General features: G+C 73.4%; 14 protein-coding genes. 9 read left to right on the top strand and 5 right to left on the bottom strand.

Features of this window, described 5'->3' with window-relative positions; genetic code table 11:
* Window positions 1–62: 62 nt before the first annotated feature.
* From cmk to der, 3 genes are all read left to right on the top strand, one after another.
* Complete coding sequence (gene cmk, locus ACZ7LY_RS28750; RefSeq protein ID WP_471627649.1) at window positions 63–758, top strand: (d)CMP kinase; 696 nt, start codon at window positions 63–65, stop codon at window positions 756–758.
* Entirely contained in the window at window positions 716–1,399 is a 684-nt protein-coding gene (locus ACZ7LY_RS28745) for a lysophospholipid acyltransferase family protein (protein WP_471627648.1), read from the top strand. The genes cmk and ACZ7LY_RS28745 overlap by 43 nt, the downstream gene beginning before the upstream one ends.
* A gap of 79 nt (window positions 1,400–1,478) precedes the next feature.
* Window positions 1,479–2,957 carry a ribosome biogenesis GTPase Der gene (gene der / locus ACZ7LY_RS28740; protein WP_471627647.1) on the top strand — a complete coding sequence of 493 codons (1,479 nt, stop codon included), beginning with the start codon at window positions 1,479–1,481 and terminating at the stop codon, window positions 2,955–2,957.
* Between the two features lie 3 nt (window positions 2,958–2,960).
* Here the strand turns inward: der and ACZ7LY_RS28735 are convergent, their stop codons facing one another.
* Together ACZ7LY_RS28735 and ACZ7LY_RS28730 are read right to left on the bottom strand one after the other, a co-directional pair.
* Window positions 2,961–3,353, bottom strand: coding sequence for a hypothetical protein (locus ACZ7LY_RS28735; protein WP_471627646.1), 393 nt, complete (start codon window positions 3,351–3,353; stop codon window positions 2,961–2,963).
* A 109-nt stretch (window positions 3,354–3,462) separates the two neighbouring features.
* Entirely contained in the window at window positions 3,463–4,260 is a 798-nt protein-coding gene (locus ACZ7LY_RS28730) for a hypothetical protein (protein ID WP_471627645.1), read from the bottom strand.
* Between the two features lie 507 nt (window positions 4,261–4,767).
* Here ACZ7LY_RS28730 and ACZ7LY_RS28725 point away from each other — a divergent pair.
* The 4 genes from ACZ7LY_RS28725 (at window position 4,768) to ACZ7LY_RS28710 (ending at window position 8,459) form a co-directional block, all read left to right on the top strand.
* Window positions 4,768–5,343 carry a LysM peptidoglycan-binding domain-containing protein gene (locus tag ACZ7LY_RS28725; RefSeq protein ID WP_471627680.1) on the top strand — a complete coding sequence of 192 codons (576 nt, stop codon included), beginning with the start codon at window positions 4,768–4,770 and terminating at the stop codon, window positions 5,341–5,343.
* 249 nt (window positions 5,344–5,592) lie between these two features.
* Window positions 5,593–6,840 carry a glycosyltransferase family 4 protein gene (locus ACZ7LY_RS28720; RefSeq protein WP_471627644.1) on the top strand — a complete coding sequence of 416 codons (1,248 nt, stop codon included), beginning with the start codon at window positions 5,593–5,595 and terminating at the stop codon, window positions 6,838–6,840.
* A complete protein-coding gene (locus ACZ7LY_RS28715) occupies window positions 6,837–7,757 on the top strand; it encodes a hypothetical protein (protein WP_471627643.1) in 921 nt (306 codons plus the stop codon). Before ACZ7LY_RS28720 ends, ACZ7LY_RS28715 begins: the two co-directional genes overlap by 4 nt.
* 486 nt (window positions 7,758–8,243) lie before the next feature.
* A complete protein-coding gene (locus ACZ7LY_RS28710; protein ID WP_471627642.1) occupies window positions 8,244–8,459 on the top strand; it encodes an I78 family peptidase inhibitor in 216 nt (71 codons plus the stop codon).
* A gap of 108 nt (window positions 8,460–8,567) precedes the next feature.
* On the opposite strand, the gene ACZ7LY_RS28705 is transcribed toward ACZ7LY_RS28710, so the two are convergent.
* Complete coding sequence (locus tag ACZ7LY_RS28705) at window positions 8,568–9,593, bottom strand: phosphatase PAP2 family protein (protein WP_471627641.1); 1,026 nt, start codon at window positions 9,591–9,593, stop codon at window positions 8,568–8,570.
* Between the two features lie 259 nt (window positions 9,594–9,852).
* Complete coding sequence (locus tag ACZ7LY_RS28700) at window positions 9,853–10,995, bottom strand: hypothetical protein (RefSeq protein ID WP_471627640.1); 1,143 nt, start codon at window positions 10,993–10,995, stop codon at window positions 9,853–9,855.
* A gap of 246 nt (window positions 10,996–11,241) precedes the next feature.
* On the opposite strand from ACZ7LY_RS28700, the gene ACZ7LY_RS28695 reads away from it, so the two are divergent.
* A complete protein-coding gene (locus ACZ7LY_RS28695) occupies window positions 11,242–12,909 on the top strand; it encodes an MFS transporter (RefSeq protein WP_471627639.1) in 1,668 nt (555 codons plus the stop codon).
* 212 nt (window positions 12,910–13,121) lie between these two features.
* On the opposite strand, the gene ACZ7LY_RS28690 is transcribed toward ACZ7LY_RS28695, so the two are convergent.
* A complete protein-coding gene (locus ACZ7LY_RS28690; protein WP_471627638.1) occupies window positions 13,122–13,559 on the bottom strand; it encodes a cell division protein SepF in 438 nt (145 codons plus the stop codon).
* Window positions 13,560–13,948: 389 nt separating this feature from the next.
* On the opposite strand from ACZ7LY_RS28690, the gene ACZ7LY_RS28685 reads away from it, so the two are divergent.
* Window positions 13,949–15,310 carry a DUF5685 family protein gene (locus ACZ7LY_RS28685; protein ID WP_471627637.1) on the top strand — a complete coding sequence of 454 codons (1,362 nt, stop codon included), beginning with the start codon at window positions 13,949–13,951 and terminating at the stop codon, window positions 15,308–15,310.
* Window positions 15,311–15,316 lie beyond the last annotated feature (6 nt).

Genomic DNA, 15,316 nt, shown 5'->3' with positions numbered 1-15,316 from the left:
GTGCGGGGCGTGTCCGCGCCCCGCACACCTGTCCCGTGTTCTCAGAAAGGTGCCCGTCACCCATGGAAAGCGCCGCGACCGCCGCCCCGGCAGCAGTGATCGTCGCCATCGACGGACCCTCCGGCACGGGCAAGTCGAGCACCTCCAAGGCCGTCGCCGCCCACCTCGGCCTCAGCTACCTGGACACCGGCGCCCAGTACCGGGCGATCACCTGGTGGATGGTCGCCAACGGCATCGACCTCGACGACCCGACCGCGATCGCCGCCGTCGCGGGCAAGGCCGAGATCGTCTCCGGCACCGACCCGGCCGCGCCCACCATCACGGTCGACGGCACCGACGTGTCGGGCCCGATCCGCACGACCGAGGTCACCTCCAAGGTCAGCGCCGTCAGCGCGGTGCCCGAGGTGCGCGCCCGCATCACCGAGTTGCAGCGCTCCATCGCCGCGGGCGCCGAGAAGGGCATCGTCGTCGAGGGACGTGACATCGGTACGACGGTGCTTCCCGACGCCGACCTGAAGATCTTCCTCACCGCCTCGCCCGAGGCCCGCGCCGCCCGCCGCTCCGGCGAGCTGAAGGGCTCCGACGTCAAGGCGACCCAGGAGGCCCTGATCAAGCGCGACGCGGCCGACTCCAGCCGGAAGACGTCGCCGCTGGCCAAGGCCGACGACGCCGTCGAGGTCGACACCACCGAGCTGACGCTCCAGCAGGTCATCGAGTGCGTCGTCACGCTGGTCGAGGAGAAGCGGGCCGGCCGGTGACGGCCCCCTCGGTACGCGGCGCGGACGTCGGCCGCCGCATCGGCGTCGGCCTCATGTACGGGCTGTGGAAGCCCCGCGTCCTCGGGTCCTGGCGGGTCCCCGCCACCGGCCCGGTGATCCTCGCGGTCAACCACTCCCACAACATCGACGGCCCGATGGTCATGGGCGTCGCCCCGCGCCCCACGCACTTCCTGATCAAGCAGGAAGCGTTCATCGGGCCGCTGGGCACCTTCCTCGAAGGCATCGGACAGGTCAAGGTCGACCGCTCGGGCGCCGACCGCACGGCCATCACCCGCGCCCTCGACGTGCTGCACGAGGGCGGCGTCCTCGGGATCTTCCCCGAGGGCACCCGGGGCGAGGGCGACTTCGCCTCGCTGCGGGCCGGCCTCGCGTACTTCGCGGTGCGCACCGGGGCGCCGATCGTCCCGGTCGCCGTCCTGGGAAGCACCGAGCGCCGCGGCCGGTTGATAAAGGGGCTGCCCCCGCTGCGCGGCCGGGTCGACGTCGTCTTCGGCGACCCGTTCGAGGCGGGCGACGGCAGCGGGCGGCGTACGCGCAAGGCGCTGGACGAGGCGACCGTGCGCATCCAGGACCGGCTCGGCCGCCACCTGGCCGACGCCAGGCGCCTGACCGGGCGCTGAGCGAGACTTTCAGTAGTGCGCGCGCCCCGGACGGGGACACGCACCGATCACCACGAATGAACGACGAGGTACGGACTTCATGAACGACCAGACCCAGCCCGAGGGCGGCCCCGACCACGAGCACGGGGAACTCGGCGACGCGGAGTACGCGCAGTTCATGGAGCTGGCCGCCGAGGAGGGCTTCGACGTCGAGGATGTCGAGGGCGCCATCGAGGAGGCCGGCCACGGCCCGCTGCCCGTCCTCGCCGTCGTCGGCCGCCCCAATGTCGGCAAGTCGACCCTGGTGAACCGCATCATCGGCCGCCGCGAGGCCGTCGTCGAGGACAAGCCCGGCGTCACCCGCGACCGCGTCACCTACGAGGCCGAGTGGGCGGGCCGCCGCTTCAAGGTCGTCGACACCGGCGGCTGGGAGCAGGACGTGCTCGGCATCGACGCGTCGGTCGCCGCGCAGGCGGAGTACGCCATCGAGACCGCCGACGCCGTCGTCTTCGTCGTCGACTCCACGGTCGGCGTCACCGACACCGACGAGGCCGTCGTACGGCTGCTGCGCAAGGCCAAGAAGCCCGTCGTGCTCTGCGCCAACAAGGTGGACGGCCCGTCCGGCGAGGCCGACGCCACGGCCCTGTGGTCGCTCGGCATCGGCGAGCCGCACCCCGTCTCCTCGCTGCACGGCCGCGGCACCGGCGACATGCTCGACGCGGTCCTTGAGGCGCTGCCCGAGGCGCCCCAGCAGACGTTCGGCGGCGCGGGCGTCGGCGGCCCCCGCCGCATCGCCCTGATCGGCCGCCCGAACGTCGGCAAGTCCTCGCTGCTGAACAAGGTGGCCGACGAGGAGCGCGTCGTCGTCAACGAACTGGCGGGCACCACCCGCGACCCGGTCGACGAGCTGATCGAGCTGGGCGGCGTGACCTGGAAGTTCGTCGACACGGCGGGCATCCGCAAGCGTGTCCACCTCCAGCAGGGCGCCGACTACTACGCCTCGCTGCGCACCGCCGCCGCCGTGGAGAAGGCGGAGGTCGCGGTCATCCTGATCGACGCCTCCGAGACCATCTCCGTACAGGACCAGCGGATCGTGACGATGGCGGTCGAGGCGGGCCGCGCGATCGTCGTCGCGTTCAACAAGTGGGACACCCTCGACGAGGAGCGCCGCTACTACCTGGAGCGCGAGATCGAGACCGAGCTGGGCCAGATCGCCTGGGCCCCCCGGGTCAACGTGTCGGCGCGCACCGGCCGCCACATGGAGAAGCTGGTCCCGGCGATCGAGACGGCCCTCGCGGGCTGGGAGACCCGCGTCCCGACCGGCCGTCTGAACGCCTTCCTCGGCGAGCTGGTCGCCTCGCACCCGCACCCGGTCCGCGGCGGCAAGCAGCCCCGCATCCTGTTCGGTACGCAGGCCGGTACGAAGCCGCCGCGGTTCGTGCTGTTCGCCTCCGGCTTCATCGAGGCGGGCTACCGGCGCTTCGTGGAGCGGCGTCTGCGCGAGGAGTTCGGTTTCGAGGGGACGCCGATCCACATCTCGGTGCGGGTGCGCGAGAAGCGCGGCAACAAGAAGAAGTAGGCGTTACGGGACGTCACGCACCCAGCGCTCACGGCGTGGGGCGGGCGGCAGGGCGGCCGGGACATGATGAGTCTGGCCGTACTGCCGCCCGTTCTGCTGTGCGGGCCAGGAGTGCTGCGCCGGGGCGGTGGCCGCGGGGGCGGGGGAGTAGTGGGGGCTGCGGTGGCGGGCCGCGTAGGGACCCGTGCCGAAGGCGGTGAAGCCCAGGTCTTCCTCGCCGCTGCGGTCGCCGGGCAGCGTCCGGAAGGAGCGGAGGTACTCCGCGTACAGGGCGTCGTAGATGGGGGTCGCCGAGCGGCCGCCCGAGCGGTTCTCCGCCGGGCGCATCGAGGGGATGGGCGGCTGGTACGCCTGACGGCGGCCCGAGGGCGTCGAGGGGGTGTCGTATGCGTGCACGTATGTGCCAACGACCCGGAACCCCGACGGATGCGCCCTTGGCCTCGGCTGTTGCGGGGCGTCAGGGCACAGGCGCGGGGTTCCGGGCCGTGCGGGCGGGTGCGGGCGCTCAGGTGCCCGCGAGCGGCATCGCGGCGCCCACCAGACGGCCGTTGGCGGCGGCCTTGTCGAGCGCGTCGCGCAGCAGGTCCTCGCGCGGCTGGCGGCCGATGGAGCCGGCCGGGGCGGCGAAGACGAGCACGGTGTGCGTCTTGTTCGCCGCGGTCCGCCAGCCCTCCGTCACCTGGAGCGGCTGGTGCGCCTGCCACCAGGCGACCTGCGCGGCGGAGCCGCCGGTGCCGGGCTGGAGCACCGCGTGGAGCTGGCCCATGGCGAGCAGCACCGACCAGCCGGGCAGCACGGCGGGCGCCTCCGACAGCTCGGTCAGCGGCATGAAGCCCTGCTCGATCAGGAGCGGCAGGAAGTCGTCACCGCCGCTGCCGTCGGTGCCGGGGCGGGCGATCGGGCCGGTCGGCTCGACGACGAGCGCCGGGTGCAGATCGCTGCCGAGCAGCACCAGGCCGCTGGTCACGCCGAGGACGGCCTGCGCGGGCGCGTCCCCCGCGGGGGCGGCGCCGCCGGTCGGGCCGGGCGTGCCGGTGGCGGACTGGACGGCGCCCCTCAGCTGGTCCTCGGCGACCTGGACGACCTGCGAGGGCAGGCAGGCCGCGTGGGCGAAGGCGAGTACGGCGGTCTCGTCGCCGACGAAGAGGACCGTGCTCGTGCGCTCCTGCGCGGGGTCGCCGGGGGTGCGGCAGGACGTGCAGTCGTAGCTGCCCGGGGCGTTGTCTCCGGCGAGCAGCCGGTCGGCTTCTTCGTCGCCGATCTCGGCGCGTACCTCGTCACTGACGTCGAGCAAGCGCGGCACGGGGGACTCCTCATGATCGGTCGGGTCGTGCTGTGGCTATGAAGGCACAACGGGCGATCGGCGGCCCAAGTCACGCCCGGAACCGAACGGAATCGGCCCGTTCGGCGGCGCCGGGGGAGGAACGTGCCGCCCGCCGTGGCGCGGTCGGCTGAGCGACAGGTCGACACATCGGGAAATCGGCCGGTGCGGCGTGTGCCGGCGGGTGGGTGGCGTGTGGCTGGAACTCGTCGTGGAGGGCGCTGTCTTGCGTGGCGGTCGGCCGACCGGGTGGGGCCCTCACGCGCGCGGGCGCGCCACGCGGGCGCCCTCGCGGGCGCTGCTTAGCGTGACGCGATGCGTGATGACAAACATCTGATCCACCCGGCCGAGCCCTCCGCCGCCCCGCGGTCCCCGGCCCTGGTTCCGGCCTCGGCTCCGGCTTCGGCCCCGGCCTCGGCTTCGGCCTGGGCCTCGGTATCGGCCCCGGCCCCGGCCCCGGCGTCCGTCCGGCGCGGGCGTTCGGTGGCTGTGGCTCGTGCCGGGCTGCTGCTCGCCGGTGTGGCGTTCCTGGCGGGTTCTCTGACGGCAGTGCCGGCGGCCGCCGCGGGGACCGGACCCGGGGCGGGCGCGGGCGCCGGTACCAGCACGGGTGCCGGGCGGCCCCCCGCCACCTGCGGCAAGGGCGAGTGGCCCTGGGACTGCCTCGCCCAGTGCGAGAGCGGCGGCGACTGGCACGCGAACACCGGCAACCGCTACTACGGCGGGCTCCAGTTCTGGCAGCCCACGTGGAAGGAGTACGGCGGCCTCGCCTACGCGCCCCGCGCCGACCTCGCCACCCGCGAGGAGCAGATCCTGGTCGCCGAGGCGGTGCTGCGCGGCCAGGGCTGGCGGGCGTGGCCCGCGTGCGCACGCAAGTACAGGCTGACCGGCCGCGGGCACATCGTGCGGCGCGGCGAGACGCTCGCCTCCCTCGCCGCCCGCTTCAAGGTCCCCGGCGGCTGGCAGGCGCTGTACCGGGCCAACCGCAAGGCGATCGGCGCCGACCCGGACCGGCTCGTCGCCGGCACGCTGCTGACCCTGCCGGACGCCCGCGCCCGGGGATGAGTCACATGCCCCTCACGGGTTACCCGGGACGGTGACAGGGTCCGTACGCGGATTGACGCCCTCCGCCGCGCTCACCAGCGGCTACCCGCCCCCGCTCGACAAAGTGGCCAAATGGTTCCCGAACTTGCTTACCGATCCGGCATCCGTTCTGGAACAAGATGACGACGAGGAACAACCCTCGACCGGGCATCTCCGTCTAACTCAACGGTAGACGGACTGACCGCGGAAAAAGGTGGGATACGGGGACGCATGCAGATTTCTTTCCTGATTCACAACGCGTATGGGATCGGAGGGACGATCCGCACGACGTACAACCTCGCCAACACACTGGCGGAGCATCACGACGTGGAGGTCGTCTCCGTCTTCCGCCACCGTGACGAGCCGGTCTTCACCCCCGACCGGCGCGTGAAGGTACGTCACCTCGTGGACCTGCGCGCGGACGCCCCCGGCTACGAGGGCGACCACCCCGATCACGCCCGCCCCGCCGCGGTCTTCCCCCACCAGGAGGGGCGCTACCAGCAGTACAGCGCCCTCACCGACCAGCGCATCGCCGACCACCTCGCGCGCGTGGAGGCCGATGTCGTGGTCGGCACGCGGCCCGGGCTCAATCTGCACCTCGCCACCCAGACCCGGCGCGGCCCCCTGCGCGTGGGCCAGGAGCACCTCACGCTCGACACGCACTCGGACGGGCTGCGCCGACGGCTGCGCGGCGTCTACCCCCGGCTCGACGCGCTGACCACCACCACCGAGGCCGACGCCCGCGCCTACCGCTCCGGCATGCGGCTGCCCGGCGTCCGCGTCGAGGCCATGCCCAACCCGGTGCCCGCACCCTCCGTGCCGCCCGCCGACGGCTCCGGCAAGTGGGTCGTCGCCGCCGGCAGGCTCGCCCCCGTCAAGCGCTACGACCTGCTGATCCGCGCCTTCGACCGGGTCCGCAAGGAGCGCCCCGACTGGCGGCTGCGGATCTACGGCGGCGGCAAGCAGAAGGACCGTCTGCGCCGCCTGATCGACGAGCTCGGCCTGTACAACCACGTCTTCCTGATGGGCCCCGCGCACCCCATCGAGCCCGAGTGGGCCAAGGGCTCCCTCGCCGCCGTCACCTCGACCTTCGAGTCGTTCGGTATGACCATCGTCGAGGCCATGCGCTGCGGCCTGCCCGTCGTCTCCACCGACTGCCCGCACGGCCCCGGCGAGATCATCGACAACGGCGTCGACGGCCGCCTCGTCCGCGTCGGTGACGTGGACGCCATCTCCTCCGGCCTGCTCGAACTGATCAACGACGACGACCTGCGTGAGCGGATGGCGGCCCGCGCCCTCACCCGCTCCGAGCGCTTCGACCCGGCGCACATCGCCGAACGCTACGAGACGCTGTTCGGCTCGCTCACCGCCCGTCGCGCCACGACGGGCCTGCTGCACCGCGCCCGCGGCTCCCTGCTCGGCGGCGCCTACGCCGTGCGGGACGCCTTCCGCGCCCCGGGAAAGGGACGCGCCGCATGACGCTCGCCACGCCCGTGCCCGCCCCCGCCGACGACAGGACCGCCCGCATGGCCCCCCGCGCCGACTGCATCGCCGACTCCGCCGGCGGCCTCACCTTCGACGTCTGCGACCTCGGCGCGTCCGGCACCGCCCCGCATCTGCTGCTCGTCGAGCGGGCGCACGGCGAGGAGGTGCGGCTGCCGCTGACCCCGGCGGCCGACGGCCGGCTGCGCGCCTCGCTGCCCATGAGCGTGGGTCTGCCCGAGGGCCGCTGGGACGCCTTCATCCAGGCGTCGGGCGAGGAGCCGATCCGCCTGGTGCCGGGGGTGAACGACCTGCGTTCCCTGGTGGACCGCGCCCCCAGCGGCGCCCGCGGCCATGTCGCCGTCCGCATCCCGTACGCCACCAAGCACGGCAACCTCACGGTCCGCAGCTGGCACCGCGCCCCGCACGCCGAGGCCGGGGAACTCCTCGTCGCCGACAGCGAACTGACGGTGGACGGCCGGCTGTACGGCGTGACGTTCGACGCGAAGGCCCACGCCGACATACGAGCACGGGAGGAGGGCGGCCCCGTCCTGCGGGCCGCGCTCGACGCGGACGGCGCCCGCTTCACCGTACGGCTGGCGTACGCGGACCTCGGCCCGGGGCGCTGGGACCTGTGGCTGCGCCCGGCCGGTGACGACGGGCCCGAGGTGCGGGTCGCGCGGCTGCTCGACGACGTCGCCGACAAGAAGCCGATCTTCACCTACCCCGTGCAGCGCGTCACGGCCGGCGGCCCGGAGCGGACCGCCGAGCCGTACTACACCGCGGACAACGACCTGTCCGTCGTGGTGAAGGCCGTCGCGTCCAAGGACGGCGGGAAGCCCGGCACGGCCGCCGAGGCCCGGGGCGCGATCAAGCCCCAGGGCGCGGGGCGGAGGGAGACGGCCCAGCGCTGACGCCGGGGCGCCCGGGCTCTCGGGGCTGTTTAGGCTCAGTGATGAGGGGCGACGGGCAGACCGTCGCCCCTTCGTGCTGCCCGGCCCGCTCCGGCCGCGCGCACGGCCCCGCGCCACCGCCGCCGCCCTCGCCGGCGGACAGGGCCCGCCGCCCTCTTTCCGCCCTTCAGGGGCAATTCCCGGACGACTTGAGCCCCTCGGGGAGGGCGTACTCGCGTTATCGGGTACGGAATTGAGTTGAGCCCGCGCGGCCCCGCTGGTATAGCCCCCCGGCACCCTTTTCGGAAGCCGCCGGAATTCCCCGCTTCGGGGCCGGGAGCGGCAGAGTAAGAAACGAGTGAGAAGTGCTGAACCGCCCGATCGTGTGAGCGAGTTCGAGGGAAACAACCGTCGTGATCTTGTGACGAAAGCGTGACCGTACGAGGAGAGGGGCGGCCCGCGCGGGTGGCCCTGGCGTGGGCCTCGCGCACCGCTTACGGTGGCCGCATGGCACCCATTCCGACCCCGCCCGAAGCCCCCCAGGACGACCCCGACGCCTATGTCGGGCTCGACGCCGAGAGCGCCGAGCGGCAGGCGCGCGGCCGTGGCTGGTCCACCGTCAGGAAGCTGCCGCCGGGGGCGATCATCACCATGGAGTACCTCGCGGGCCGCCTCAACTTCGAGGTGGACGGCGACACGGTGACGCGCTGCTGGAAGGGCTGAGCCCGCCCGAGCGTCCCCGGAACGCGCGAAGGCCCCGTACCTCTCGGTGCGGGGCCTTCGCTGTGCGGGCGGGGCTTGTGCGTACCGGGCCGCCCGCTGTCCGGGGCGCTAGAACGTGCGCGCGGAGGGTGCCGTACGGGGCAGTCGCTCGGTCACCGGGCGGCGGCTGCCCGCCGGGGTCACCGGGGTGCGCTCGCCGCGCGGGGTGTGCGGGCCAGGGGCGAGATGGGGGGTGTGCCGCCGGGCGGCGCCGACGGGCTCGCGGGCGCGGACCTCGTCGTCGGCCGGGGCCGGGGCGGGGGAGCGCGGGGCCATCGCGGGCACCGGCACGGGCTGCGGGGCCGGCCGGGGCGCCTCGGCGGGGGCCGCGCCGGCGCGGGCGCGCAGCCGGTCGCGCAGGGCGAGGATGACGGCCTCGACCCGGGTCACCAGCGGCTCGAACCAGGGCAGCGCCAGCAGGATCAGCAGGCCCGCGGCCCAGCCGAGGAGCACATCGCTCAGCCAGTGCGTACCGAGGTAGACCGTGGTCAGGCCGACGCTGAGGGAGATCACCGCGGAGACCGCCGACAGCCACCGCCGGGCGCGCGGGGTCGAGGCCAGATACGCGAGGATGCCCCAGGTCACCACCGCGTTCGCGGTGTGGCCCGAGGGGAATATGTCGCCGCCGCCCCACATCTCGTTGGAGCCGATGGCGGTCGCGTAGTGCGGGCCGAGGCGGCCCATGCCCAGCTTCGCCGCGCCCACCGTCAGATTGAGCAGCAGCAGCGCGGCGCCGAAGGTGAGCAGTGGGCGCAGCGTGTGCTGCCGCCACGAGCGCCAGCCCAGCCAGGCCATCACCATGACGGCGGTCGGGCCGCGCTGCCCGAGGACCACCCAGTAGTCGAGGAACGCGTGCACCTCGGGCCACTGCTGGTACGGGCGGAAGAACATGACCTGCCAGTCGAGCGCGACCAGCGCCGACGTGGTGACGACCGCGACCACGATGGCCAGGTAGAACGCCAGCGTCAGGCCGAAGAGCACGACGCGGTGCCGGCTCATCCGGGGCATGTCCAGAAGGGCCGGCCGTTCGGGCTCGCGGTCGAGCCGCGCGAAGACCCGGTCGACACGCCGGGTCAGGTTTCGTTCGGTACGCACCCAATCGACGCTACAGCGGACGCGCCGGGGACCAGGACGGAACAGTGGCTTTGTGATGACGATGTGATGTGGGATTGATCTCAGGACACGTGGTATTCCCCGAAATCCGCGGAGCCGGAACATCTCTTTCCGTGAATTGCCTGATCGTCCCGTGGGCGCGTTATTGAAGCGCTTATCAATGCGTTCACCGCCTGCTGGCACGGAATTCTCCGTCCGCTCATCGGGGCCCTCGGGGTCGATCAAGGACGGTCGGGGACGGTCACGGCGGACCCGAACCGGTCAGCCAGAACGCCCCGTACCCCGCCGAGACCAGCGCCAGCCCCCCGAGCACCCACGCCGACCTGCTCGTACGCCACCGCCCCAGCGCCACCGCGACCGGCAGGAGCAGCGGGAACGCGGGCAGCAGCAGGCGCGGCTTCGATCCGAAGTACCCCGAAGCGCACAGCGCAAGCGCCACCACGATCCCCGTGTACACCAGCACCGGCACCGGCTGACGCGCCCGCACCCCGCTCACGTACAGCCAGAGCACGAGCACCACACCGGCGATCAGGCCGAGCCCCGCGAGCGCGCCCGGAAGTGACGTGAACTTGTCGGCGACGAAGCGGGCGAAGGACAGGCCCCCGTCGAAGCCGTTGCCCCACTGCGCCTGCACGTCCAGATAGCCGAAGAGGCCGCCGCCCGTGCGATGCCCCACCCACAGCACGTACGCCGCCGCCCCCACCGGCGCCAGCAGCACCCCCAGCACCAGGCGCCACGGGACCCGCCGCTCCGCCGCGATCCACAGCGCGGCCCCCACCCACACCGCCGCCACGACCGCCGCGCCGACCGGACGCGTCAGCCCCGCCAGCGACGCCAGCAGGCCCGCGCTCACCCAGTGCCGCCGTACGACCGCGTACAGGCCCCACGCGGCGAGCGCCGTGAACAGGGCCTCGCTGTACGCCATCGACGCCACGACGCCCACCGGCAGCGCCCCCCACAGCACCGCGAGGCACACCCCGGCCCGCCGCCCGTACAGCCGGTCGCCCAGCGCGAAGACGCCCCAGGCCGCCGCGAGCGAGGCCACCCAGCTCACCGCGAGGCCCGCGTCCGGCGCGCTCAGCGGGGTCAGCGCCGACACGGCCCGCTCCAGCCAGGGCAGCAGCGGGAAGAACGCCAGGTTCGAGTGGACACTGCCGTCCGGGAGCGTCACCGACCAGCCGTAGCCGTGCTCGGCGACCCGCGTGTACCAGAGGGAGTCCCAGCGGGCCGTCAGCAGCGTGTGCGGGTTCTTCCCGGCGAGCGCGCCGCCGACCGCGAGCGCGGCGAGGCCGAGGGCCCGCACCCCCGCGTACAGCAGGAGCGCGGGCCAGGCCCTGCGCAGCGTCGGCCGCTCGCTTGCTTCCCCTGCTTCCACGTCGATCACGGGCCCGATTATCGGCGCCCTGTGACCGGACCCCGCGCACCGCCCCCGTCCGGCCGAGTGGCGGACACCACATCGACCGGCGCGTTCCTTGAGAGGTCCGCCACGTGTACCCCGACCGAACTCGCGTACTCTGGCCGCTCACTCGCCTTTCGCTGCGGGGCCGGGAGTTCGCTCCCTGGGCCGAGGCCGCGGGCCGTCCCCAGCCCCCGGACACGCCGAACGCGAGGACCATTGGGAGGTACGCACATGTCCGGGACGAACACGGCCTCCGGGCGCCCGAGCCGCGGCCTGGCCGCGAGGGTGGCCCGCGCGAACCGCTGGGTCGTCCTGGTGGTGCTCTGCACCAGCCTGCTGCTCGTCGCCCTCGACTCGACCATCCTCTACGTCGCCCTGCCCTCGGTCACCGAGGACCTGCGGCCCACCTCCGTCGAGCTGCTGTGGATCGGCGACGCCTATCCGCTGGTCTGCGCCTCGCTCCTGATCCTCTTCGGCACCCTCGGCGACCGCGTCGGCAGACGGCGCGTGCTGCTGCTCGGCTACGGCCTGTTCGGCATCGCCTCCGCTCTCGCCGTCGTCTCCGACACGGCCCTCGTCCTGATCTGCGCGCGGGCCCTGCTCGGCATAGGCGGCGCGATGATCATGCCCGCGACGCTGTCGATCCTGCGGGACGTCTTCCCCGACCGGCACGAGCGGGCCGTCGCCATCGGCGTGTGGACGGCCGTCGCCGCGGTCGGCGCCGCGACCGGCCCCGTCCTCGGCGGCTTCCTCGTCGAGCACTTCTGGTGGGGCTCGGTCTTCCTCATCAACATCCCGCTGATGGCCGTCATGCTGCCGCTGTGCCGGCTGCTGGTGCCCGAGTCGAAGGGGCGCTCGGACGGGCCCTGGGACCTGTTCGGCGCGCTGCTGGCCGCGCTCGGCGTCCTCGGCGTGGTCTACGGCATCAAGGAACTCGGCATCCGGCGCGATCTGCTCGCCGGGGGAGCGGTGCTGCCGTTCCTCGTGGGCGTCGCGCTGCTCGCCCTGTTCGTGCGCAGGCAGCGGCGGCGCGAGCACCCGCTGATCGACATGCGGCTGTTCTCGCGGGCCGCGTTCTCCACCTCCGTCGGCTGCATCGTCATCGCCATGCTGGCCCTGGTCGGCCTTGAGCTGATCGCGGTCCAGTACCTCCAGCTCGTCCTCGGACTGAGCCCGCTGGAGACCGGCCTTCGGATGCTGCCGCTCACCTTCGCCGCCATGGCCGCGGGCGTCCTCGGCTCGTCGAACCTGCGCCGCGTCGGGCCGCGCCGGATGGTCAGCTTCGGGTTCACGCTCACCGCGGGCGCGGTCCTGCTGCTGTGTCTGATGGGCGACCACGACCGGCCGTGGCTGCTCGGCACCGGGTTCATACTGCTCGGCTTCGGCTTCCAGTCGACCCTGTTCGGGGCGTACGAGTCGATGCTGACGGAGGCGCCGGCGGACGACGCGGGGGGCGCGGCGGCGATCGGCGAGACCTCGTACCAGCTCGGCGCGGGCATGGGCATCGCGCTTCTCGGCTCCGTCATGAACGCGGCGTACTCGCCCGGGCTCGCGCGTGTTCCCGGGGTGCCGGCGGCGACGAGTGAGGCGGCGGGGCACTCACTGGGGGAGGCGTACGGGCTCGCCGAGCGGCTCGGGGGGTCGGCGGGGGCGGCGCTGCGGGCGGCCGCGCGGGGGGCGTTCGTGCACGGGCTGCATGTGACGCTGGTCGTCAGCGCGGTTCTGCTGCTGCTCGGTGCGGGGGCGGCGTTGCGGCTTCCTCGCCGGATGGATTGTGAGGAGGGGGGTTCCGGTGCGGATGCGGGTTCTGGCGCGGGTTCTGGTGCCGGGGCTGGTTCCGGTGCCGGGGCTTCGGCTGAGGCGGGGGAGCCTTCTCGGCGGCGGTCTTCGGTCGTGTGACCTGGGGAGTCGGGGCCGGGGGCGCCGTATGGGGTGAGCGGTGCTGTGGTGTGGGGGCGTCCCGTTGTGGGGTCTAGTGCCGCGCCGTGGGGGTTCTCGCGCAGTTCCCCGCGCCCCTGGGGGGCGTTCACCTGAGGGGTTCTGCCGTGGGGGGGGCGGGTGCGTCCGGGCGGGGCCGGACGTACGCACCCTTCCACCCGCCGGGCAGGCGCTCAGCTCTGGTTGAAGAAACCGTCCTGCTGGCTCGTGGCGTCCCGTCCGGACACGATTTCCGTGTCCGCGGGGGACAGCAGGAAGACCCGGGTGGCGACCCGGTCGATCGAACCGCGCAGACCGAAGATCAGGCCCGCGGCGAAGTCGACGACGCGCTTGGCGTCGGCCGGCTCCATCGCCGTGAGGTTCATGATCACCGGAACGCCGTCCCGGAACATCTCCCCGATCCGGCGGGCGTCCCGGAAGCTGTCCGGGGTCACCGTGCCGATCCGGCGGCCCTGCTCCTCCGCCTGCTCCTCCGCGACCTTCACGCGCGGGTCCGTCACCCATGCGTCGCCGGGCTCGGGTCCTTCGGCGTACTCGTCGTCGTAGTAACGCTCGTCATCGTTGTCGTCGACGAGGCCAAGCCAGGCACTCGCCTTGCGCACCGATCCCATGGACGCCTCCTCTCACAGCGGTTCCTCTGCGTTCCGCACGTCGTGCATCCCCAATGTTCGTCCATGATGCAGATGCCGCGCCAAGTGGATAGTCGCCGCGCGGGGTTTTCGTGACGGTACTGGTGCACAGTCAACACGCTGTGGCCCCCGCGTTCCCAAGGGCTGTACGGGGTACGCCTGCTGACCAGGAGTGAAATATTATTCTTCACGGCATTTGGGGGACGCTCACGGCGTACGGGTGAACCCGGGGGCGTGCAGGGGGTTCGGGGCGCATCGGTACGCGGTCGGTACGATGCCGGGGTTCTTTTCGCCGGTCGGCGTGTCGCGGCGGGGGTGACGGGGGTCACGCCCGGTTGACACGCCGTCATCCGACGCACGGGGGAGTCGCTTTGTTCGGAATGGTCCGACCTTGTAGTCATCGGCTCGGTGACGCGCTCAAGACGCAGTGGATGGCGCACCTGTGCGGCCTGTGTCTGGCGCTGCGCGGCGACCACGGGCAGTTCGCCCGCGTCGTCACCAACTACGACGGGCTGCTCATCTCCGTACTGACGGAGGCTCAGGCCGAGCGGCCCGGCGCGGACAACTGGCGTAGACAGGCCGGACCCTGCCCGCTACGCGGTATGCGCACCGCGTCCGTCGCGCGGGGTGAGGGCGCCCGGCTCGCCGCCGCCGTGTCGCTGGTGCTGGCGTCGGCCAAGGTCCGCGACCACGTCGACGACCGGGACGGCGTGTTCGGGCGGCGGCCGGTGGCCCTCGCCGCGCGCCGGGTCGCCGCGAGCTGGGGGCGGGCCGGCGCCCGTACGGCCGGGGACGTCGGCTTCGACACGGCCGTGCTGCTCGACGCGGTGGACCGGCAGGCCGGCGTCGAGGCGCTCGCCGGGCCCGGCACGTCCGTGCTGAGCGTGACCGAGCCGACCGAGACCGCGACCGCCGCCGCCTTCGCGCACACCGCCGTCCTCGCGGGCCGCCCGCACAACGCGGCGCCGCTCGCCGAGGCGGGCCGCCTGTTCGGGCGGCTCGCGCACCTCCTGGACGCGGTCGAGGACCAGGAGGCCGACCGGGCGGCAGGGGCGTGGAACCCGCTGACCGCGACCGGCACCAGCACCGCCGAGGCCCGCCGCCTCGCCGACGACGCCCTGCACGGCATCCGGCTCGCGCTGCGCGAAGTGGAGTTCGTGGACGGGCGGCTCGCGCATCTGCTCCTCGCGCACGAGCTGCGGCGGTCGGTGGACCGGGCGTTCGGCACCGGGGCGTGCGGGCACGCGGGCGGGCACGCGGACGGGGGTGGCGAGGGCCACGGGCCGGGCGCAGGGCAGGGGCCCGGGTCCGGTGGGTGGGCGCCGACCGGGGCGCCGGGCAGCCCGTACGTGCCGTCCGGTTCGGGAGCGTACGCGCCGAACGACGCGTACTCGTCGAACAATCCCTACGGGGGCGGCGGCAATCCCTATGGGGGCGGCGGCTTCGGTGGTCCCGGTGGGCCGGGTGGTCCCGGTGGTCCCGGTGGGCCGGGTGGGTCCGGGGGTGGGCCGTCGTTCCAGCCGGGCAAGCGCGGGTTCTTCGCCGGGTGCGCCGCCGCGATCGGGCTGTGCTGCACGTGCAAGGTGTGCTGCGCCGACGAGTTCGAGGGCCCCTGGTCGCGCAAGAAGCGGGAGGGCTGGTGCGGCAACTGCGACGGCTGCGACTGCTCGTGCTGCGAGGCGTGCTCGTGCTGTGAGTGCTGCGAATGCTGTAGCTGCTGCGACTGCGGCTGAGCGGGC

The sequence above is a fragment of the Streptomyces sp. NPDC107550 genome (genome assembly GCF_055639095.1).
Note: the sequence above shows the minus strand (reverse complement) of the source record. Positions and strands in the feature narration are given on the sequence as shown.

What these genes read in the sequence shown, in the direction of transcription:
- cmk (WP_471627649.1), top strand. Translation starts at nt 63, where the DNA reads ATGGAAAGCGCCGCGACCGCCGCCCCGGCAGCAGTGATCGTCGCCATC.
- der (WP_471627647.1), top strand. Translation starts at nt 1,479, where the DNA reads ATGAACGACCAGACCCAGCCCGAGGGCGGCCCCGACCACGAGCACGGG.
- ACZ7LY_RS28720 (WP_471627644.1), top strand. Translation starts at nt 5,593, where the DNA reads ATGCAGATTTCTTTCCTGATTCACAACGCGTATGGGATCGGAGGGACG.
- ACZ7LY_RS28715 (WP_471627643.1), top strand. Translation starts at nt 6,837, where the DNA reads ATGACGCTCGCCACGCCCGTGCCCGCCCCCGCCGACGACAGGACCGCC.
- ACZ7LY_RS28710 (WP_471627642.1), top strand. Translation starts at nt 8,244, where the DNA reads ATGGCACCCATTCCGACCCCGCCCGAAGCCCCCCAGGACGACCCCGAC.
- ACZ7LY_RS28695 (WP_471627639.1), top strand. Translation starts at nt 11,242, where the DNA reads ATGTCCGGGACGAACACGGCCTCCGGGCGCCCGAGCCGCGGCCTGGCC.
- ACZ7LY_RS28690 (WP_471627638.1), bottom strand. Translation starts at nt 13,559, where the DNA reads ATGGGATCGGTGCGCAAGGCGAGTGCCTGGCTTGGCCTCGTCGACGAC.